We start from the raw sequence: 22,455 nt of genomic DNA on the forward strand, positions 1-22,455 counted from the left end.
CCATCTAAAAATCGAAATTGGCACTATCAACTGGTGCCAAAGAACGCGACCATGGAGGCCTCTTAACTCGTCATGGCAGGAAGCAGAATGGATACCAATCGCGATTGGCAGCAGCGCAAAAACCAGAGCACCCCGCGCGGCGTGGGTGTGATGTGCGATTTCTACGCGGAGCGCGCGTTGAATGCGGAGTTGTGGGACATCGAAGGCCGCCGCTATATCGACTTCGGCGCCGGCATCGCAGTGCTCAACACCGGCCATAGCCACCCGCGCATACTGGCCGCCGTCAGCGAGCAGCTGCAGCGCTTCAGCCACACCGCCTATCAGATCGTGCCTTACGCCTCCTATGTTGCGTTGGCCGAGAAGATCAATCAGATCACGCCGGGCACGCACGCCAAGAAGACGGCCTTCTTCAGCACCGGCGCCGAGGCGGTGGAGAATGCGATCAAGATCGCCCGTTCCGCCACTGGCCGCGCGGGCGTGATCGCCTTCAGCGGCGGCTTCCACGGCCGCACCATGATGGGCATGGCGCTGACCGGCAAGGTCGAACCCTATAAAACCGGCTTCGGTCCGTTCCCGGCCGAGGTGTTCCATGCGCCGTTCCCCAATGCGCTGCATGGCGTCACGGTGGAGCAGTCGCTGGCCGCGCTGAACACGCTGTTCAAGGCCGATATCGAACCGAAGCGGGTGGCCGCCATCATCATCGAGCCGGTGCAGGGCGAGGGCGGTTTCTACGTCGCGCCGCCCGAATTCATGCTGGCCTTGCGCGCGCTGTGCGACAGCCACGGCATCCTGCTGATCGCCGACGAGATCCAGACTGGCTTCGCCCGTACCGGCAAGATGTTCGCGATGGACCATTACGACGTGGTGCCGGACCTGATGACGATGGCCAAGAGCCTGGCCGGCGGCTTGCCGCTGTCGGCGGTGTGCGGCCGCGCCGAGATCATGGACGCGCCGGGACCGGGCGGCTTGGGCGGCACCTACGGCGGCAATCCGCTGGCGGTGGCGGCGGCGCACGCGGTGCTGGATGTGATCGAAGAGGAGCGGCTGTGCGAACGCGCGGTGACGGTGGCGCAGCGCTTGCGCGACAGGCTGGAGGCGGCACGTGCCGATGTTCCGGAGATCGCCGAGGTGCGCGGCATCGGCGCCATGCTGGCGGTGGAGTTCCGCGACCCGCAGAGCGGCGCGCCGAATCCGACTTTCACCAAGAAGGTTCAGGCACACGCGATGAGCAACGGCTTGCTGCTGTTGACCTGCGGCGGCTACGGCCAGGTGATACGCTTCCTGTGCCCATTGACGATAGGCGACGCGGTGCTGGATGAAGCGCTCGATATCCTCGACGCAGCCCTGCGCGCATAAGAACCCGTCATTCCCGCCTTCGAGGGAATGACGGATCAGCGTATCCTAAGGAGAGACTAATGACACTGAAGCTAAAAGATCCAACCCTGCTGCGCCAGCGTGCCTACGTCAACGGGGAGTGGAGCGATGCCGACGGCGGCGCAACGCTGGCCGTCACCAATCCCGCCACCGGCGAGCAGCTCGGCACCGTGCCGCTGATGGGCGCCACTGAAACACGCCGCGCAATCGCGGCCGCCAACGCGGCCTGGCCGGCCTGGCGCAAAAAAACCGCCAAGGAACGCGCCGCCATCCTGCGCAAGTGGAATGACCTGATCCTGGAAAACAGCGAAGACCTGGCGCAGCTGATGACGGCCGAGCAGGGCAAGCCGCTGGCCGAGTCGCGCGGCGAGGTGGCATATGGCGCCTCCTTCATCGAATGGTTCGGCGAAGAGGCCAAGCGCGTGGCCGGCGAGACCCTGGCCTCGCCATGGACCGACCGCCGCCTGCTGGTGACCAAGGAACCAATCGGCGTCTGCGCCGCCATCACGCCGTGGAATTTCCCGATCGCGATGATCACCCGCAAAGTCGGCCCGGCGCTGGCTGCCGGCTGCACGATGGTGCTCAAGCCGGCCGAAGCGACGCCATTCTCCGCGCTGGCACTGGCCCTGCTGGCCGAACGCGCAGGCGTACCGGCCGGCGTGTTCAGCGTGGTGACTGGCGCGCCGAAAGACATCGGCGGCGAAATGACCTCCAACCCCACGGTACGCAAGTTGACCTTCACCGGCTCGACGGCGATCGGCCGCCTGCTGATGGAGCAGAGCGCCAAGACCATCAAGAAGCTGTCGCTGGAACTGGGCGGCAACGCGCCGTTCATCGTATTCGATGACGCCGACCTCGATGCGGCGGTGGAGGGCGCGCTGGCCTCCAAGTACCGCAACGCCGGCCAGACCTGCGTCTGCGCCAACCGCATCTACGTGCAGGACGGCGTGTACGAGCAGTTTGCTGAAAAACTGGTGGCCGCCGTGGCCAAACTCAAAGTCGGCAACGGCGCGGAAGAAGGCGTGACGCAAGGCCCGCTGATCGACGAAAAGGCAGTGCAGAAGGTCGAGCAGCACGTGGCCGACGCGCTGGACAAGGGCGGCCGACTGCTGGCCGGCGGCAAGCGCCACGCACTGGGTCACAGCTTCTTCCAGCCGACCGTGATCGCCGACATCACCAGCGACATGATTGTCGCCACCGAGGAGACCTTCGGCCCGCTGGCGCCGCTGTTCCGCTTCCACACCGACGACGAAGTCGTCGCGCTGGCCAACGACACCGAGTTTGGCCTGGCCAGCTACTTCTATTCGCGCGACATCGGCCGCATCTGGCGCGTGGCCGAGGGACTGGAGAGCGGTATGGTCGGCGTCAACACCGGCCTGATCTCGAATGAAATCGCACCCTTCGGCGGCGTCAAACAATCGGGGCTGGGACGCGAGGGATCGCGCCATGGCATCGACGACTATCTCGTGATGAAATACGTCTGCCTGGGCGGCATCTAACGGGCATGCGCATCCAGCAGGCATTGCTGGAATGCGAGCGCCACCCGTGACGGACGGGGCGAGCCGCGCAGTATCGAGACGAAATCGCACTCGTAGCGGAACAGCTCCGGATGCACGGCGCGCATCTTGCCATCCGCAACAAAGCCCCGCGCATAATGGTCCGGCAAGAACCCAAGGTACTTGCCGGACAAGATCAACGTAGCGATGGATTCCTGGTCGAAGCCAGTCGCCTTGCGCGGCAGCCGCACCTGCTGGCTGATTTCCATATTGGGCGAGTGATAGCCCAATCCCGCAAATTGATAGTTGCGGATGCCGTGCCAATCCAATCCCTTGTCATCCCGCGCAAACAGCGGGTGCTGCGCGCCGCAGTGCAGCAGCATCGTCTCGCCAAACAGCGTGTCGTAGCTCAGGCTTTCCGAACTGCGGTGGGCTGGGATAATCCCCACCTGGAACTGGCCGTCGATGACGCCACGCTCGATCATGTTGATCGTCGCGACGTGGAAGTTCAACGCCACATCCGGCGCCAACTCGGCAAACAAAGCAATCGCCTCGCTGATTTTGCAGGCCGGGTTGCTGGCCGTCTTGTCGAACACCGCCACATGCAGCTGGCCGCCCATGCGGCGGTGGATATCGTCCACGCTGGCGCGGAAGATGTCGGCGGAGGCCAGCAGGCGCTGGGTCTCCTCGTAGATGCGTTCACCCTCGGCGGTCAACGCAAAGCCGGCCCGCCCACGGCTGCACAGGCGCAGTTTCAGCCGCTCTTCCAGATCCTTCACATGCCGGCTGACCGTGGAGATGCCGATGTTGAGTTCCAACCCGGCAGCCGCCATGCCGCCGCAATCGGCCACGCTTTTAAACACCTGCAGCAAGCGAAAATCCATGTCGCTCAACTGTCCCAGTACCGCCTTGGTCTTTACTTGCATAAAACGCTAACTAAGCATTGATAGCTTGATAAATATGGAAGTTAAATCTTACCCTAAAATCGATGCCATCAACGCTTTTTAACAGGAGACGAATATGAAGCAAGGCGACACCCGCACCGACGCCGCTTGGCTGGAGGCGCACTGGATGCCGTTTTCCGGCAACCGGAATTTCAAGGCCGATCCGCGCATCATCGTCGGTGCACAGGGCAGCTATTACACCGATGTCGACGGCCGGCGCATCTTCGACGGCCTGTCGGGCTTGTGGTGCAGCGGCCTCGGTCATGGCCACCCGAAGATCACCGAAGCCGTCAGCCAGCAGATGGCGACGCTGGATTACGCGCCGGCCTTCCAGTTCGGCCATCCACAGTCGTTCGCGCTGGCCAACCGCCTGAAGGAACTGACGCCGGACGGACTCGATTACGTGTTCTTCACCGGCTCCGGCTCGGAAGCGGCGGACACCTCGCTGAAGATGGCGCGCGCCTACTGGCGCGCCAAAGGCCAGGCCAGCAAGACCCTGCTGATCGGCCGCGAGAAGGGCTATCACGGCGTCAATTTCGGCGGCATTTCCGTCGGCGGCATTGCCGGCAACCGCAAGATGTTCGGCCAGGGCATACAAGCCGACCACCTGCCGCATACGCAGCTGAAGCAGAACGCTTTCTCGCGCGGCACGCCGGAGCATGGCATCGAACTGGCCGACGACCTGCTGGACCTGATCGCGCTGCACGACGCGTCGAATATCGCCGCCGTCATCGTCGAGCCGTTCTCCGGTTCGGCCGGTGTGGTGATCCCGCCCAAAGGCTATCTGCAGCGCCTGCGTGAGATCTGCACTGCCCACAACATCCTGCTGATCTTCGATGAAGTCATCACCGGTTTCGGCCGGGTTGGCGCTTACACCGCCGCGCAGGCTTTCGGCGTCACGCCCGACATCATGAACCTTGCCAAGCAGGTGACCAACGGCGCCCAGCCGCTCGGCGCCGTGCTGGCGTCGAAGGACATCTACGACACCTTCATGGCCAACGGCGGCCCCGACTACATGGTCGAGTTCGCGCATGGCTACACCTACTCGGCGCATCCGGTCGCCTGCGCGGCGGGCCTGGCGGCGCTGGATGTGCTGGTCAGCGAGCAGATGATCGAGCGGGTGCAGGGACTGGCGCCGCATTTCGAAGACGCCGTGCACGGCCTCAAGGGAAGCAAGCACGTCACCGACATCCGCAACATCGGCCTGGCCGCCGGCCTGACCATCGCGGCGCTGCCGGGCGAACCGGCGCGCCGGCCCTACGAGATTGCCATGAAGTGCTGGCGCAAAGGCTTCTACGTACGCTACGGCGGCGACACCATCCAACTGGCGCCGCCATTCATTTCCACCCCCGCCGAGATCGACAGCCTGGTCTCCGCACTGGGCGACGCCATCCACGAAACCGCTTGACGCACACAACACAGGACACCGCATATGGAATCGAACACCCTCATCGGCCATCTGATCGACGGCCAGGACGTCTACGGCACTGGCCGTTCGCAATACGTCTACAACCCGGCCACCGGCGCGGCGGAAAAGCGCGTGCTGCTGGCGGACCGTCTCACCGTCGAAGCCGCAATCGCCTCGGCCCAGGCCGCGTTTCCGGCCTGGCGCAACACGCCGCCGCTGAAGCGCGCGCGTATCATGAGCAACCTGAAGCAGCTGCTGGAACAACACGCCGAAGAAATCTGCCAGCTGATCACCGCCGAGCACGGCAAGGTGCTCAGCGACGCCATGGGAGAGCTGCAGCGCGGCATCGAGAACATCGAATACGCCAGCTACGCGCCGGAGCTGCTGAAGGGCGAGCACAGCAAGAACGCCGGCCCGTCCATCGACTCCTGGAGCGAGATGCAGCCGCTGGGTGTGGTGGCCGGTATCACGCCGTTCAACTTCCCGGCGATGGTGCCGTTGTGGATGTGGCCGCTGGCCATCGCCTGCGGCAATACCTTTGTGCTCAAGCCGTCCGAGCGCGATCCCTCGTCCACACTGCTGATCGCCCGGCTGGCGCTGGAGGCGGGCCTGCCGCCGGGCGTGCTCAACGTCGTCAACGGCGACAAGGAAGCGGTCGACACGCTGCTGATGGATGCACGCGTGCAGGCGGTCAGCTTTGTCGGCTCGACGCCGATCGCCGAGTACATCTACGCCACCGGCACCGAGCAGGGCAAGCGCATCCAGGCGCTCGGCGGCGCCAAGAATCACGCCGTCGTCATGCCGGACGCCGACATCCCGCAGGCAGTCAGCGCGCTGATGGGCGCGGCCTACGGTTCGTGCGGCGAGCGCTGCATGGCGATCCCGCTGCTGGTGGCGGTCGGCGATGCGACAGCTGACGCCCTGATCGCCGGCCTGCGCACCGAGATCGGCAAGATGCGCGTCGGCCCGGGCAACGACGCGCGCAGCGACATGGGCCCGCTGGTCACGCGCCAGCACTACGACAAGGTGCGCGGCTACGTGGCGCAAGGCGTGGCCGAAGGCGCGACGCTGCTGGTCGACGGCCGCGAGATCGAATTGCCCAAGGGTTACGAGGATGGCTACTACCTCGGCCCGTGTCTGTTCGACCACGTCACGCCGCGCATGCGCATCTACCAGGAAGAGATCTTCGGGCCGGTGCTGGGCGTGGTGCGGGTGGCCTCGCTGCAAGCGGCGATGGACATGATCGACGCGCACGAGTACGGCAACGGCACCTGCATCTTCACCCGCGACGGCGAGGCGGCGCGCTACTTCAGCGACGGCATCCAGGTCGGCATGGTCGGTGTGAACGTGCCGCTGCCGGTGCCGGTGGCCTATCACTCCTTCGGCGGCTGGAAGCGATCGCTGTTCGGCGACCTCGGCGCGTATGGTCCGGACGGCGTGCGCTTCTACACCCGCCGCAAGACGATCACCCAGCGCTGGCCGTCCGCCGGCGTGCGCGAAGCCACGGTGTTCAGCTTCCCGTCGAACCAGTAAGTTAGCCCCTCCAAAAGGAAGCACGGCCAGCGATGGTCGTGCTTCCGCACGCCTGTTCGCAGGGCAGCCGCAGCTGTCGTAAAAAAGCGAATAAAAGATCAGTTTTTACAAAAGTATTTGCGGACTTGATCCGCTTTTCGGGTACTATTTTTCAAAAGCCGACGAATTGTTCGGTTTATGACGCAAACGATAAGGAGCACTACCAATGGCAAAGAAGGCAATCATCTCCGTCCTGGGCGGCGGCGGCATGATGGGGCAGGGCATCATCCGCGATCTGCTGTCTGACCGCAGCATCATCGAGATCGGCGAAGTACGGGTATTCGACAGCGACCGCAGCCGCATGACGGCACTGCGCGATCAACTGGGCGACGCCCGCCTCACACTGCACGACCTGGACGTGGCCGATCCGACGGCACTGGCCCGCGCGTTGGCCGGTTCCGACATTTGCGTCAACTCCGTGCCGACGCTGGCCGGACACCAGATGGCGATCTTCGAAGCCGCGCTGGGCGCCCGCGTCGATTACGTGGACCTGGGCGGCCTGGGCACCTACACCGTCAAGCAGCTGCAATGGCAGCAGCGTTTCCGTGACGTCGGCGTGGTGGCGGTGCTGGGCGTGGGCGCCGATCCCGGCATGTCGAATGTGATCTGCCGCGCCGTGGCGGACGAGCTGGACGAGATCGATAGCATCAACCTGTACTGGGCCGCGACCCTGACCGGCGACGAGAATCCGGTGCTGGTGCCGCCGTACAGCGTGTCGACAGTGCTGGCCGAGTACGCTCATCCGTGCCTGCAATTCCTTGGTGGCCGTCACGTCGAATGCGCGCCGCAGACCGGCATCGAAACCATCGACCTGCCGGCGCCGTGGGGCCGTTGCGAGTTCATGTACTCGATCCATTCCGAGCAGTTGACCGTGCCGCTGGCCGATGGCATCCGCGAAAAAGGCATCAAGGAATTCACCTGGAAGCTGCACCTGCCAAATCGCGAGCATGAGGCGTGGGTTGGGCTGGTCAAGGCCGGCTTCGGCGACTTCGATCGCACGGTGGATATCAACGGCGTCGCGGTGCGTCCGCTCGACGTGCTCAACGCCGTCATCCAGCGCAACATCGCCGAGAACCAGGAACGCATCCCTCAGCAAAAAAGCCACGAGATCCATTTCGCCGTCGGCCGTGGCCGCGTCGGCGGCAAGAGCGCGACGGCGCGCTGCCAGGTCATCGTCCGTCCCAACGCCATGTACGAAGGCTATGTGGATGCGGCCACGTCGATGAACGCGTCGATCGCGGTGCAGCTGATGCTGAGCGAGCCGCGCCGTCCCGGTGTGTATGCGCCGGAAGCGTACTTCAACGCGGTCAGCTATTTCCGCGAAGCCGAGAAGCGCGAGTTCGACATCACCATGACGCGCGACATCGGCTGAGCGGAAGGACAGAAACCATGCGCAACCTGCTCTATATCGACGGCGCCCTGGTCGAACCGGCCCGTGGCGGCTTCCTGGAGGTGATCGACCCGGCCACCGGCGACTGCTTCGCGCTGGCCGCCGCCGCGACCGAAGCCGATGTCGATGCCGCCGTGGCCGCCGCCCGCCGCGCCTTCGACCATGGCCCGTGGCCGCGCATGCCGGCAAGCGAGCGCGCCGTCGTGCTGCGCCGTGTCGCCGGCGCCATCCGCAACGACCTGGAGGAACTGGCGGCGCTGGAAATGCGCGACAACGGCAAGCCGCTGAAGGAAGCGCGCGGCGACATCGCCGACGCCGCCTACTGCTTCGACTACTACGCCGACATGGCCGAACAGGCCGAGGCCGAAGGCGAAGCAAGACACGATGTCGGCGACGACCGCTTCCACTGCCGGGTGCGCAAGGAGCCGCTGGGCGTGGTGGGCGCCATCACGCCGTGGAATTTCCCGCTGCTGATGGCGGCGTGGAAGGTGGCGCCGGCACTGGCGGCCGGTTGCTGCGTGGTGCTCAAACCGTCCGAGCTGTGCCCGCTGACTTGCGGCGCGTTGGCGCACTACCTGCATGAAGCCGGCTTGCCCGCTGGCGCTTTCAACCTGCTGACGGGGACCGGGCCGGATGCCGGCGTCCCGTTGAGCATGCATGCCGGAGTCGACAAGCTGGCCTTCACCGGCTCGCAGGCGACCGGCACGCGGGTGATGCAGGCGGCCGCGCCCGGCATCCGCAACGTCAGCCTGGAGCTGGGCGGCAAGTCGCCCTTCATCGTGTTCGCCGACTGCGATCTGGACAAGGCAGTCGAGTGGATACAGTTCGGCGTGTTCTGGAACCAGGGGCAGATTTGTTCCGCCACCTCGCGCCTGCTGGTCGAACGGCCGATCTACGAGGCACTGCTGGCGCGCTTGGTCGCGGCGGCCGAGCGCATCCAGATCGGTCCGGGCGACCGGGATGGCGTGCAGATGGGGCCCATCGTTTCGAAAGGGCAGCTGCACCGGGTGCTGGAAGGCATCGGGCGCGGCCTGGACGAGGGCGGGCGGCTGGTCAGCGGCGGTTGCTGTCCGCCGCATCTGGTACGCGGCTATTTCGTGCAGCCGACCATCTTCGCCGACGTCCCGCTCGACAGCTGGATCTGGCGCGAAGAAGTGTTCGGGCCGGTGCTGTGCGTGCGGCCGTTCGACACCGAGGCCGAAGCGATTGCCGTCGCCAACGACAGCCGCTTCGGCCTGGCCGGGGCGGTGATGTCGGCCGACCTGGAACGCTGCGAGCGGGTGGCGAAGGCACTGCGTGCAGGCGTGGTGTGGATCAACTGTTCGCAGCCGACCTTTACCCAATTGCCATGGGGCGGCTACAAGGCCTCCGGTATCGGCCGCGAACTGGGGCGGCACGGCTACGAGGCCTACCTGGAGGTGAAGCAGATCACCCGCTTCGACTCCGGCGCCGACTGGAACTGGTACCAGCCGGCGGCGGTGGAAGGCAAATAGTCCAATTAACAACGCTGTATAAAAAACGTGTGGAAAACTGAATATTTATTCGGATATAGTCTGCACATAAAAATAATCAAATCGGAGACAAGAAGATGGTTAAGCAAACACCTTACGGCGTCATGCGCCGCTTGATACTCAGCGGCCTGTGGCTGGCAGGCGCCAGCGGCGCCGCAATGGCAGCCGACGCGACCCAGCTCGGCACCACGCTGACCCCGCTGGGCGCGGAAATGGCGGGCAGCAAAGACGGCCGCATCCCGGCGTGGAAAAACGAAGTCCAGTCCATCGACGGCTGGGCCTGGGGCAAGCCGCGCAAGGAGTTCTGGAAATACAAGAACGACGCCGCCCAATACACCATCAACGCCGCCAACATGGCCCAGCACGCCGACGTACTGACGCCGGGCCAGATGGCGCTGCTGAAACAGAACCCCGGATTCCAGATGGACGTCTACCCGACCCGCCGCAGCTGCGGCGTACCGGATTTCGTCGCCGACAACACCCGCAAGAACGTGGCCACCGCCAAGATGGGGGCCGACGGCTGGAGCCTGAAGGCCGCCGTCGTACCGGGCACGCCATTCCCGCTGCCGACCACCGGCGCGCAGGCGATGATGAACATGAAGATGCGCTATCGCGGCGTCGGCGTCGAATACCAGAACGGCTACACCATGGTATCGCCACGGCGCGGCAGCGAGGACTGGATCATGGCCGGCTACGAGCAGAACTACTTTTTCCCGAACGGGAAGAAGGGCTCGTTTAATCTGAGCGACGGCAGCAACATCGAGTACTACACCTACTTCACCTACAAGTCGCCGGCGGCGCTGGCCGGCCAGGCGCTGGCCGCCAACATCTACCTCGACAATCCGAGCAGCGAAACCTTCTACTATTTCCCCGGCCAGCGCCGCGTGCGCCGCCTGCCGGCTTATGCCTACGATGCGCCGCAGATCGGCTTCGAGAACCAGTACCTGCTCGACGAGACCGCCATGTTCACCGGCACGCTGGACCGCTTCGACTGGAAGATCGTCGGCAAAAAAGAGGTGCTGGTGCCGTACAACGTGTTCGGCGCGTACGACTTCAAGGCCAAGATCGCCGATGTGGTGGGCCGCAACGCGCTGGCTGCCAGTGCCCGCCGCTACGAGCTGCACCGCGTGTGGGTGGTCGAGGCGACGGTGAAGCAGGGCGCCCGCCACGTCTCGCCCAAGCGCACCTACTACCTCGATGAAGACAGCTGGAACGCGGTATTGGCCGAGGACTACGACGTCCAGGGCGCGCTGTGGAAGGTCCGTGAAGGCTACCTGGTACCGGTCTACGAGACGGGAACCTGCGATGTGCTGGCATTCAGCCAGTACAACCTGCCCGAAGGTCGCTATGTGTTCGACTTCACCACCGTCGGTGCTGGCGTCGACGTCAAGTGGTTGACGGAAAGCAGGGGAGAGCGGACCAAGGCGTCCTTCTACACGTCAGAAAACCTGCGCGCCATCAGCGACCGCTGATCCGTCGACCACATACCGGAGTCTTCAATGAACAAGCCATTTATCATGGCCTGCGCGATCGGCACGTCCGTCGCCAGCCTGGGCGCGCGCGCCGAAACCTTTAGCAATGAATACGTCAAGGGCAGTTTCGATTCGACCATCAGCATCGGCACCGGCATCCGCACACGCGGCCCGAATACGACCCTGATCAGCGCCGGCAACAGCGGCGGGCCGGAAGGCCAGCTGTCGCCCACCAGCGGCCTTGGCGACCAGGGCGACCTGAACTACGGCAAGGGCGATGCCTTCACCACCTACCTGAAGGGCTCGCATGAGCTGCTGCTCAGCTTTCCGGAGGGCGTGACGGCGATGGGCCGGGTCAGCTGGCTGCGCGACTTCTCGGCCACCCACACCACCGGCTGGACCAGCGCCGGCACGCCGCCCGGCCTGAGCGACAACCTGTCCGACGATGCCCGCAAGGACCTGCGCTTCAAGGCCCGCGTACTGGACCTGTGGATCAGCAAGCGCTTCGACATCGACGGCCACATGCTGCGCATCCGCGCCGGCAACCAGGTGATCAGCTGGGGCGAGAGCCTGTTCATCCCCGGCGGCATCAACGTCACCAACGCGGTCGACCTGATGCGCCTGTCGCAGCCGGGCACGCAGCTCAAGGAAGCCATCCTGCCGGCGCCCATCGTCAGCGCGGCCGCAGGGCTGGGCAACGGCTTCAACGCCGAAGCCTATGTGCAACTGGGCTGGAACGCCAACTACATGCCGCCGACCGGCAGCTTCTGGTCGACCTACAACGGCATCGGCGCCGGCCACGACGACTACTTCCTGCAAGAGACCAAGGCCAGGAACGGCGGCCAGTGGGGCTTGTCGCTGCGCTACCAGCCGCCCGGCACGCAGCTGAACCTGGGCGTCTACGCCCTCAACTACCACGACAAGTCGCCGTCGTTCACCTTCAACAACCCGAACGGCGCGATGGGCTGGGTGTACGGCGAGGACCGCAAGCTGTACGGCGTATCGGCCAACTTCCCGGTCGGCGACTGGGCGGTCGGCGCCGAGTTCTCCTACCGTCCGAAAGACGCCGTGACGATCAACGCCGCCACCACCGGCTGCGCCTCGCAGGGCGGCAAGTGCTGGGTCGACACCACCCGCATGCAGACGGCCGTCACCGGCATGTTCAGCCTGACGCCGGACACCGCGCCAACCCTGCTGCGCTTGCTGCACGCGGATTCCGGCAACCTGATGGCCGAGGCGGTGGCGATCCGTTTCCCGGACATGCAGAGCCAATATGGCGACGACCTGGTGTCGGCCGGCGGCTGGGGCTGGGGCCAGGAGTATTCGCCCGCAGGTATGCCGCGCGCGGTCGGCACGCGCAATTCGTCGGGCGTGAACTTCGATTTCAGCTGGGTCTATGACGGCACGCTGATCCCCGGCTGGCAAGTGGTGCCGGAGGTGTTCTACTTCCGCGCACTCAGCGGCCGCACGCCCAACAGCGCGGCGACATTCATGAAGGGGGCGCAGTCGGTCAACTTCACGGTCAGCTTCATCCAGAACCCGGCCAACTGGCAGGCGGCCATCAACTACGGGCGCTTCATGGGCGGCAACTCGGTGTTCGACCAGCCTTACCGCGACCGCAGCTTCGTCGGCCTTAACCTTTCCCGCAACTTCTGACCGGACCGTAACAATGACTTCTTCCCCCGCCCGTTTATTGGCGCGCTTTGAAACGGTCTGCTTCACGCGGCGCAACTGGCTGATGCTTGCGTTGCTGGGACTGACCGTGCTCATGGGCTGCCTGGGTTGGCGCCTGCGGATGGAGGCCGGCTTCGAGAAACAGATGCCGACCAACCATCCGTATGTCGAGACCTTCCATACCTACCGTGACGATGTGATGGGCGCCAACCGCCTCAACATCGTGGTGCGGGCGCGCACCGGCACCATCTGGAGCGCGGCCGGCCTCAAGCGGCTGTACGAGGTCACCCAGGCTGTCACCTTCCTGCCGAACGTGGAGCGGCTCGGCGTGCAGTCGCTGTGGACGCCGAACACCTTCGTCAACGAAATCACGGAGGAGGGCTTTCGCGCCGATCCGCTGATCGACGGCAGCATCACCCCGGACCGGCTGGACGCGGCCGCCATCGCCGGCATCCAGGCGGCGGCGGTGCAGGGCGGCTTCGTCGGCACGCTGGTGTCGCGCGGCCAGGACAGCGCCATGATCAGCGCCGAGCTGCTGGAGACCGACAAGGACGGCCACAAGCTGGACTACGTCGCCTACAACGCCATCCTGGAGCAGCTGCGCCAGCGCTACGAAGACCAGAACTTCAGCATCGAGATCATCGGCTTCGCCAAGCAGGTGGGCGAGATCGCCGATTCGGCCAAGTCGGTGCTGCGCTTCTTCGGGCTGGCCCTGCTGCTGACGGCCGGCGCGGTGTACTGGTATTGCCGCTCGGTGCGGTTCACGCTGCTGCCCATCGTTTGCTCGCTCAGTTCGCTGGTGTGGCAGTTCGGCGCCCTGCATCTGCTGGGCTTCGGGCTCGATCCGCTGGCGGTGCTGGTGCCGTTCCTGGTGTTTGCCATCGGCGTCTCGCACGGCGTTCAGCAGATCAACTACATCGTGCGCGAAGTCTCGCTCGGCAAGAGCTGCATGGACGCTTGCCGCGCCAGCTTCTCCGGCTTGCTGATACCGGGCACGCTGGCGCTGGCCACGGCCTTCGTCTCCTTCGTCACGCTGTTGATGATCCCGATTCCGATGGTGCGCGAACTGGCGATTGCCGCTTCACTGGGCGTGGGCTTCAAGATTGTCACCAATCTCGTGATGCTGCCGGTGGCGGCCTCGTACTGCCGCATCGACCAGTCCTATGCCGACGCCGCGATGGTGCTGCGCGAAAAGCGGGCCGGCTGGCTGCGCGTGCTGGCCCGCGTGGCCCGGCCGCGCGACGCAGCGATCTGCCTGGCCGTGGTGGGTGCCATCTTCAGCCTGGCGGTGTGGCAGAGCCAGGGCCGGGTGGTGGGCACGGTCGAACCGGGTGCGCCGGAACTGCGGCCGGATGCACGGTTTAACCGCGACGCCGTCTCTATCGCCAGCAACTACGACACGGGGCTTGATTGGCTGACCGTGATCTTTGAAGCGAAGGCCATTGCCGGTGCGGGCGGTGCCTCGGCCTCGGCGCCGACGGACGGGCAGGGCGTCGGCTTCTGCGGCAATTCCAATATCGGCCTGTTCCAGGACCGCTTTACCTGGGCCATGCAGCCGGTGCCGGGCGTGCTGTCGATCGCCTCGTTCTCCGAGCAGATGAAGCAATACAACCGTGGCTATAACGAAGGCAACCCGAAGATGGAGGCGATCCCACTGGACTCGGCCAACTTCGCGGCGCTGGCCACCGAAATCGCCCGCACTCGCGGCACCATGCGCAAGGATTGCAGCATGACGGCGGTGCATCTGTACCTGACCGACCACAAGGCCGTCACCATCAACCGCGTGATCGACACTGTCGAGGCGTTTGCCGCCAGCCAGTCGGCGCCAGGCATCGCGATCCGTCTCGCTTCCGGCAACGCCGGCGTGCTGGCGGCCGTGAACCAGACGCTGGAGCGCAGCGAGCTGCCGATGATGTTGTGGGTGTACGCCGCCATCGTGTTGCTGGTGCTGGTCACGTACCGCGACCTGCGGGCCGTGCTGGCCTGCTGCCTGCCGCTGACGGTGGGCACTTTCATCGGCTACTGGTTCATGAAAGAGCTCAACATCGGCCTGACGGTGGCCACGCTGCCGGTGATGGTGCTGGCGGTCGGCATCGGCGTTGACTACGCGTTCTACATCTACAACCGCTTGCAGATGCACCTGGCGAACGGGCTGCCCATCGTCAAGGCGGTAGAGCAGGCCATCCTGGAGGTGGGCACGGCAACCATCTTTACCGCCGTCACGCTGGCGGTGGGTGTGGCGACCTGGTCGTTCTCGGCCCTGAAGTTCCAGGCCGACATGGGCAAGCTGCTGGCCTTTATGTTCATGGTCAACATGATCATGGCCATGACGGCACTGCCGGCCTTCGCCGTGTGGCTGGAACGACTTTTCCCACGCAAGACGCCGGCCCGCGCGCCGGGTCTGCTCCAGCATTGAACCGACGGGGAAACCATGAACCGTAACTTGAAACACATATTGGCCGGATTGCTGGGCGCGGCCGCGCTGCTGCCGTTGGCGTGCGGCGCCGAACCGTCGGCCTGGCCGGTGGGCTTGCATGCGGCCGCCAAGGTGGCTCACGCCGGCCAGGCCAACATGCTGGCCACCGCCTGGGCCGGCACGCGCATCATCGCGGTCGGCGCGCACGGCGTGGTGCTGCTGTCGGACGACCAGGGCAAGCATTGGCGCCAGGCCGGCAAGGTGCCGCTGGATGTCACGCTGACGTCAGTGTCCTTCGCCAACGCCAAGGAAGGCTGGGCTGTCGGCCACGCCGGTGTGGTTTTGCATACCAGCGACGGTGGCGAGGAGTGGGCCGTGCAGCGCAGCCAGCCGGAGCAGGACCGTCCCTTGTTCGCCGTGCATTTCTTCGATGCGCAGCACGGCGTGGCGGTCGGCCTGTGGTCGCTGGTGTTGACCACCGTGGATGGCGGCCGCCACTGGAGCACCCGCGAACTTGAAGCGCCACCCGGCGCCCGCCGCGCCGACCTGAACCTGCTGGGCCTGTTTGCGGGCCAGGGCGGGGCGCTGTACGCCGCCGCAGAAAAAGGCTATGTGCTGCACTCGGCTGACCAGGGCCTCAGCTGGAACTACCTGGCCACCGGCTACAAGGGCTCGTTCTGGGCCGGCACTGCGCTGCAGGACGGCGCGCTGCTGGTGGGCGGCCTGCGCGGCGCACTGTACCGCAGCGGCGACGCCGGCCAGAGTTGGACCCGCGTCGCCACCGGCAGCACCGCCTCGATCACCAGCGTGGTACGCACCGGCAATGCACGCCAGATGCTGGCGGTGGGCCAGAACGGGCTGATGCTGCGCAGCGCCGACAACGGTGTCAGCGTGCAGGCCAGCTACCGCGCCGATCGCCTGCCGCTGTCAGCCGCCTTGCCGCTGGCCGGCGACACCCCACCCATGATGTCCTCCCGCGGCCCGGCCCCGGCGGACCGCCGTTAGCTGGTACTGATCATGGCATCTGGAATAACCGTTAACTCGTCATTCCCGCGCAGGCGGGAATCCATACTTCGCCGGGCAGGACGCTCGGCATGGATTCCCGCCTGCGCGGGAAGTCATTTTCCCCAATGGGGGAAATGACGGGGTTGGATGGAACTTATTAGACCGTATTCACAAGGACACACGAACATGACCATGCTGCACAAATCCGATGAACTTTGCTACCTGCCCGCGACAGAGGCCTTGCAGCTGTTCCGCGCGCGCGACCTGTCGCCGGTGGAGCTGCTCGACGCCTGCCTGGACCGCGCCGACCGGCTCGAACCGGTGCTGAACACCTTCAGCGCCCAGCGCCGCGAGGAAGCCAGGGCTGCCGCCCGCGAGGCCGAACAAACCTACGCCGGCCGTGGCGCTGTGCCGCGTCCGCTGGAAGGCATCCCGGTGTCGCTGAAGAACGAACACACGCTGGTCGGCTGGGTCACCACCAAAGGCTCCTGGCTGCAAGGGAACACGCCGGACACGGTCAACGCCCCGGTCAGCCAGCGCCTGCTCGACGCCGGCGCGGTGATCCACGCCCAGACCAATGTGCCGGAGTTCTACATGGCCGGCTTCACCCGCTCGGTACGCCACGGCGTGACGCGCAATCCGTGGCATCCTGCCATGACACCCGGCGGCTCCAGCGGCGGCAGCGGCGCCGCACTGGCGGCCGGCCTGACAGCGCTGGCGTCCGGCTCGGACATCGGCGGTTCGATCCGCATCCCGGCCAGCTATTGCGGCGTGGTCGGCCTCAAGCCCAGCTACGGCCGGGTGCCGGTCACGCCGATCGGCTACGCGCTGCATCCGATGAACCACATCGGGCCGATGGCGCGCACCGTCGCCGATTGCGCGCTGATGTTCAACATCATGAACGGCCCGCACGTGCGCGACCCGGCCACCATCAGCCCCAAGCTGGAAGTGCCGCTGGACTTTCTGCCGGTGAAGGGCTTGCGCATTGCGCTGTCCTACGACCTGGACTTCTGCAAGGTGCACGCCGACGTGCGCCGCTCGATGGACCAGGTGGTGCAGACGCTGCGCGCGCAGGGCGCCATCGTCGAGCAGGTGACGCTGGGCTGGGACAGCAGCGCCGCCGATGCGCTGGAACACCGGCTGGGCTACGAGACCGGCCGCGTGTTTGCCGTCCGCATCCTGGAGCAGGAGCAGGAGACCAGCGACTACATCCGCCACTTCGCCGCTGCCGGCCTGTGCATGACAGGCGAGCAGTACCTGGCGGCCGACGTCACCACCGGCCGCATGTACGACTCGCTGGCCGAGGTGATGACCCGCTACGACGCCCTGATCTGCCCGACCATGGGCGCCATCGGCGCAGCGGCCGAGGGCGAGCGGGACAGCATGGCGGTGCTGCGCAACGACGCGCTGACCTTCCCGTTCAACCTGCTGAGCCGGCACCCGGTGCTGAGCGTGCCGTCGGGTATCGCCAGCAACGGCATCCCCACCGGCGTGCAGGTGGTCGGCCGCACCTTCGACGAGACCACTGTGTTCCGCATTGGCGCGGCGGTGGAGGCGGGCGTGTGGCAGGGCAAGCGTCCCGATCCGGCCATGTTGGCCCGTCATCCGCAGGGAGCGCGCTGAGATGGCCGCCGATGATGCAAACGGCAAGCTCCAGCGCGCGCTCAGCTACGGCGACCTGGTGTTCTACGGCCTGGCCTACACCGCGCCGGTAGCGCCGCTGACGATGGCCGGTTTCGTCTGGACCGTGTCCGGCGGCCTGCCGATGCTGGCCTACCTGCTGGGCGCGCTGTGCGTGTACTTCACGGCCAGCAGCTACGCGGTGATGACCTCGGCCATGCCCAGCGCCGGCTCGGTGTACGGCTTCGCCAGCCAGACCATGGGCCGCTTCGCCGGCTTCATCGCCGGCTGGATGATACTGCTGGACTACCTGCTGGTGCCGGCCTTCACCTACGCCCTGTGCGCGGTGAGCCTGGAGGAACTGATGCCGCACGGCGACCGCGCCACCTGGATCGTGGCGACGGTGGCGGCCACGTTCGCGGTGAACTGGTTCGGCATCAGCGTCACCTCGCGCGTCAGCTTCCTGTCGGTGGTGCTGCAGCTGCTGGCAGTGCTGGTCATCGTGGGGCTGCTCCTGGTTGCGCTCTTCGGCGGCCACGGCAGCGGGGCGCTGACGCTGGCGCCGTTGTTCGACGCCGGCAAGTTCCATGGCACCAGCGTGCTGGCCGCCACTTCGATCTGCGTGATGTCGTATCTGGGCTTCGACGCCGTCTCGACCCTGGCCGAGGAAGTCAAGGACGGCAACACCCGCGTGGTCGGCAAGGCCATCCTGACCAACCTGGCGATCACCAGCGGCATCTTCGTGTTGTGCTCGTGGGTGGTGGGCAACCTGCTGCCGGGCTTCCCGGTGCAGGACCCGGCCACCGTGATCTACGAACTGCTGGCCGCCATCGCCGGCCACAAAGCCTCGCTCGCGCTGGCGTGGTTCCTGATCCTGGTGGTGGGCGTGCCGAACGTGCTGCCGATGCAGGTCGGCGTGGCGCGGGTGCTGTTCGCGATGGGCCGCGACCGCAGCCTGCCGTCGGTGCTGGCCAAGGTGCATCGCCGGCACGGCAATCCCTACGTCGCCATGATGGTGTCGACCGCCATCTCGCTGGGCATCGCCCTGCTGATGCGCAACAACATCAGCGACCTGGCGATCTTCATCAGCGTCGGCGCGCTGGTCGGCTTCCTGTTCGTGCACCTGTCGGTGCTGGCGCACTTTGGCCGGCACGCAGGGCGGCGCTGGTGGGCGCATGTGATCGTGCCGCTGTGTGGCATGTTCGCCGTGCTGACCATCCTCATCCACCTGAACGCCACGGCGCTGACCGTGGGCGGCTGCTGGTTCGTGGCCGGTTTGGGTTATTGGCTGTTTTCGCGACGCAGCCAGGGCATCCCCCGCGACGTTTTCCAGCAGACCAACTCATAACCATTAGAAAGAGACAACATGGCACATTCTCCTTTGAAGCGTATCCTGGCCTCCGTCATGGAGGTGGCCCGCCTGCGCAAGCGGCGCGGCTTGACGAGCGAAGCGGCGCTGGCGTTGCTGCGCGAGCGGCGCGCGCTGCTCAAGCTGTCGGCCGTCGGTTCGGCCACTATGCTGGCCAGCGGCCCGCTGATGGCGGCAAGCCGCATCCATCGTGCCGGCGTCGACGCGCGCGTGGTGGTCGTCGGCGCCGGTCTGGGCGGCCTGGCCTGCGCCTACGAGTTGAAGAAGGCAGGCATCTGCGCCACCGTGTACGAGGCGTCGGACCACCTGGGCGGACGTTGCTCCTCCAACACCACCAGCTTCCCCGGCCAGGTGGCGGAAAACGGTGGCGAGCTGATCGATACCGATCACCTTGAGTTGCGCTTGCTGGCCGCCGAACTGGGCCTGACGCTGGATGACCTGAACGCCTACGATCAACAGCAGGGCGGCGAGCTCACCTTCTGGATCGACGGTGCGCGCTACACCTGGGACGAGCAAGTTGCCGACTTCGATGCCGTCGTCGCGCAGTTCGACGCCGACAACAAGGCAGCGCCGTGGCCGCAGACCTACGACAACCACACCGCGCGCGGCGCGGAGCTGGACAATATGTCGTGCACCGACTACATCAGCGCCTACGTGCCGGGTGGCCTCGATTCGCGTCTGGGCAAGCTGTTGAAGCTGCTGATGGACGCCTCGGCCGGCATCGCCGCCACCGAGACCAGCGCGCTGGACCTGGTGGGCTTCTTCGCGCCCAAGGCGTCGGACGAGCGCTTCCACATCCGTGGCGGCAACGACCAACTGGTCAGCCGCATGGCGGCCACGCTGGATAGCGGTCAAATCGTCAAGAACCATGCGCTGACCCGCATCGTCAAGAACGCCGACGACAGCTACAGCCTGACCTTCAAGAACGGCGCCAACACGGTCCTGGTGCAGGCCGATCACGTGGTGCTGGCCTTGCCGTTCTCCATCCTGCAAAGCGCCGTGGATTACAGCGGCGCCGGCTTCGATGCGCGCAAGGTCGACACCATCCGCACCTTCCGCATGGGCATGCATGCGAAATTCCAGATGCAGTTTGAACGCCGCATCTGGCGCGAACAGGGCTATACCGGCTTGAGCGATAGCGACACCGGCTACCAGATCAGCTGGGAAGTCACACGCGCCCAGCCCGGCACGGCCGGCATCCTGACCTGTTTCACGGGCGATGCGGTGGCGCTGGCGATGAACGACAAGCCGGCCAACCTCAAGGCGGTTGATATGCTCGATGGCCTGAACCTGACCTTCCCCGGCATCAAGCCGTTGTGGAATGGCCGCGTGGTGCTGAACTACTGGCCCGGCTACCAATGGACCAAGGGCGCGTACACGGCGCATCCGAAGGGCAGCTACACCACATGGTACGGCTACGCCGGCGTGCGGCAGGGAAACTGCCATTTCGCCGGCGAACACGCATCGGTGCAGCATTCGGGCTTCCTGAACGGCGCGGTGGAAACCGGCCAGCGCTGCGCCAAGGCCATCGCCCGCGCGCTGCATTGATATCGCGTCATTCCCGCGAAAGCGGGAATCCATGCTGAGCTTGCTCCAGAGCGGTTCCATGGGTTCCCGCCTTCGCGGGAACGACGGGGCGACTTAACTTAAATAATTGGAATTAAGATGCATGTGAATTTTTCCTGTTTCACCCCGCTGCGCGCACAAGTCTACCTGGACGGTGGCTATGTCGAACCGCTGACCGGGCAGGCCAAGCAAGCCATCAATCCGGCTACGCTGACCACGGTGGGGCGCTACGCCGTGTGCGCGGAAGCCGATGTCGAGCGGGCGGTGGCCTCGGCCAACCGCGCGCAAAAGTTGTGGAAGCAGACCGACACCGCCAGCCGCGCCGCGCTGCTGCACGCCATCGCCCACGCGCTGGAGCAGGCGCCCATCCGCGGCGAGGTCGCCAAGCTGATCTGCGGCGAGATGGGCAAGCCCTATCCGGACGCGTATGGCGAACTGTCGATCTGTGCCTCGGTGTTCCGCTACTACGCCGAAATGGCGCGCGACGACGGCGGCAAGGTGGCCGGCACCAACCAGGCCGGCTCCTTCCAGCACATGCGCTACGAACCCTACGGCGTCAGCGTGCACATCCTGCCGTTCAACTATCCCATCCTGCTGCTGTGCTGGACCGTGGCCGCCTCGCTGGCCGCCGGCAACGCCTGCATCATCAAGCCGGCCGAGGCGACCGCGCTGTGCACGCTGCGCTTCATGGAATACTTCGCCGCCTTGCCGGCCGGCCTGGTGGCCTGCCTGCCGGGCGACGCCCACACGGCGCAGCTGCTGATCCAATCGCCGGGCACCCACGCGGTGGCCTTCACCGGCAGCGTGGCGGCGGCGCGCGCGGTCGGTGTGGCCTGCGCCGAGCGCATGAAACCGTGCGTGCTGGAGGCCGGCGGCAGCGATCCGATGATCATCTCGCGCCACGCTCCGCTGGAAGTGGCGGCGGCCGGCTGCGTCAACTCGGCCTTCCTGCTGAGCGGGCAGGTGTGCACCTCGTCCGAACGCTTCTTCGTGGTCGACCAGATCCATGATGAATTCGTGGCCGAGTTCGCGCGCCGCACGACGCAGCTGCGCGTCGGCGACGGCATGGGCATGGCCGAGATCGGCCCGCTGGTCAGCCAGGCCGCGCGCGACAAGGTGGCGCGGCTGGTGCAGCAGGCGGTGGAGCAGGGCGCACGCATCGTCTGCGGCGGTCGCATACCGCCGGACTGTCCGCCCGGCTGGTTCTACGAGCCGACCATCCTTACCGGCGTCACGCCGCAGATGGCCATCATGCGCGAGGAATGCTTCGGCCCGGTGGCGGCGATTTGCCGCGTGGCCGATTTCGACGAGGCGCTGCGGCTGGCCAACGATTCCGAATTCGGCCTCGGCGCCTCGGTCTTCACCACCGACCTGGCCGAGGCCATGGAGGCGGCCGACAAGCTGGAGTCCGGCATGGTCTGGATCAACAACCCGCTGATCGACAACGATGCACTGCCTTTCAGCGGCAGCAAGATGTCCGGCCTGGGCTGCGAGCTGGGCCGGCAGGGACTGGACGCCTTCCGCCGCAGCAAGATGGTCATCCTCGATCACCAGCCGCGCATCCACGACTGGTGGCTGCCGCGCCCGGACGCGGCGTTTTACCCGGCCCAAGCGGCCGTAACCGAAGCATAATGACTG

The 22,455-nt window shown here is 65.8% G+C and carries 15 protein-coding genes; 14 read left to right on the forward strand and 1 reads right to left on the reverse strand.

Features of this window, described 5'->3' with window-relative positions; genetic code table 11:
* Positions 1 to 87: 87 nt before the first annotated feature.
* Complete coding sequence (gene gabT, locus ACEN9O_RS22320; RefSeq protein WP_495613995.1) at positions 88 to 1,356, forward strand: 4-aminobutyrate--2-oxoglutarate transaminase; 1,269 nt, start codon at positions 88 to 90, stop codon at positions 1,354 to 1,356.
* 59 nt (positions 1,357 to 1,415) lie between these two features.
* Positions 1,416 to 2,873, forward strand: a complete 1,458-nt coding sequence (gene gabD / locus ACEN9O_RS22325) for an NADP-dependent succinate-semialdehyde dehydrogenase (protein WP_495613996.1) — start codon at positions 1,416 to 1,418, stop codon at positions 2,871 to 2,873.
* Here gabD and ACEN9O_RS22330 read toward each other — a convergent pair.
* Complete coding sequence (locus tag ACEN9O_RS22330) at positions 2,870 to 3,796, reverse strand: LysR family transcriptional regulator (protein ID WP_495613997.1); 927 nt, start codon at positions 3,794 to 3,796, stop codon at positions 2,870 to 2,872. The genes gabD and ACEN9O_RS22330 overlap by 4 nt on opposite strands.
* Before the next feature lie 94 nt (positions 3,797 to 3,890).
* Here ACEN9O_RS22330 and aptA point away from each other — a divergent pair, with 94 nt between their 5' ends.
* The 12 genes from aptA (at position 3,891) to ACEN9O_RS22390 (ending at position 22,449) form a co-directional block, all read left to right on the forward strand.
* Positions 3,891 to 5,222 carry an omega-aminotransferase AptA gene (aptA, locus tag ACEN9O_RS22335; protein WP_495613998.1) on the forward strand — a complete coding sequence of 444 codons (1,332 nt, stop codon included), beginning with the start codon at positions 3,891 to 3,893 and terminating at the stop codon, positions 5,220 to 5,222.
* Positions 5,223 to 5,246: 24 nt separating this feature from the next.
* On the forward strand, positions 5,247 to 6,755 hold the full coding sequence (locus ACEN9O_RS22340) for a CoA-acylating methylmalonate-semialdehyde dehydrogenase (protein WP_495613999.1): 1,509 nt from the start codon (positions 5,247 to 5,249) through the stop codon (positions 6,753 to 6,755).
* 205 nt (positions 6,756 to 6,960) lie between these two features.
* Positions 6,961 to 8,166 carry a saccharopine dehydrogenase family protein gene (locus tag ACEN9O_RS22345; protein WP_495614000.1) on the forward strand — a complete coding sequence of 402 codons (1,206 nt, stop codon included), beginning with the start codon at positions 6,961 to 6,963 and terminating at the stop codon, positions 8,164 to 8,166.
* 17 nt (positions 8,167 to 8,183) lie between these two features.
* Positions 8,184 to 9,677, forward strand: a complete 1,494-nt coding sequence (locus tag ACEN9O_RS22350) for an aldehyde dehydrogenase family protein (RefSeq protein ID WP_495614001.1) — start codon at positions 8,184 to 8,186, stop codon at positions 9,675 to 9,677.
* Positions 9,678 to 9,799: 122 nt separating this feature from the next.
* Entirely contained in the window at positions 9,800 to 11,167 is a 1,368-nt protein-coding gene (locus tag ACEN9O_RS22355) for a DUF1329 domain-containing protein (protein WP_495618520.1), read from the forward strand.
* 27 nt (positions 11,168 to 11,194) lie between these two features.
* Positions 11,195 to 12,823: a DUF1302 domain-containing protein gene (locus ACEN9O_RS22360; protein ID WP_495614002.1), complete on the forward strand. Its 1,629-nt coding sequence runs from the start codon at positions 11,195 to 11,197 to the stop codon at positions 12,821 to 12,823.
* A gap of 13 nt (positions 12,824 to 12,836) precedes the next feature.
* Positions 12,837 to 15,257 (forward strand): efflux RND transporter permease subunit, encoded by a 2,421-nt coding sequence (locus tag ACEN9O_RS22365; protein WP_495614003.1) that lies wholly within the window; start codon positions 12,837 to 12,839, stop codon positions 15,255 to 15,257.
* A gap of 15 nt (positions 15,258 to 15,272) precedes the next feature.
* Positions 15,273 to 16,262, forward strand: a complete 990-nt coding sequence (locus ACEN9O_RS22370; protein WP_495614004.1) for a WD40/YVTN/BNR-like repeat-containing protein — start codon at positions 15,273 to 15,275, stop codon at positions 16,260 to 16,262.
* 186 nt (positions 16,263 to 16,448) lie between these two features.
* Positions 16,449 to 17,885 (forward strand): amidase, encoded by a 1,437-nt coding sequence (locus tag ACEN9O_RS22375; RefSeq protein WP_495614005.1) that lies wholly within the window; start codon positions 16,449 to 16,451, stop codon positions 17,883 to 17,885.
* A 1-nt stretch (position 17,886) separates the two neighbouring features.
* Entirely contained in the window at positions 17,887 to 19,230 is a 1,344-nt protein-coding gene (locus ACEN9O_RS22380) for an APC family permease (protein WP_495614006.1), read from the forward strand.
* Between the two features lie 18 nt (positions 19,231 to 19,248).
* Positions 19,249 to 20,799, forward strand: a complete 1,551-nt coding sequence (locus ACEN9O_RS22385; protein WP_495614007.1) for a flavin monoamine oxidase family protein — start codon at positions 19,249 to 19,251, stop codon at positions 20,797 to 20,799.
* Between the two features lie 117 nt (positions 20,800 to 20,916).
* A complete protein-coding gene (locus tag ACEN9O_RS22390; RefSeq protein ID WP_495614008.1) occupies positions 20,917 to 22,449 on the forward strand; it encodes an aldehyde dehydrogenase family protein in 1,533 nt (510 codons plus the stop codon).
* Positions 22,450 to 22,455: the final 6 nt, after the last annotated feature.

The organism is Duganella sp. Dugasp78 (assembly GCF_059491455.1).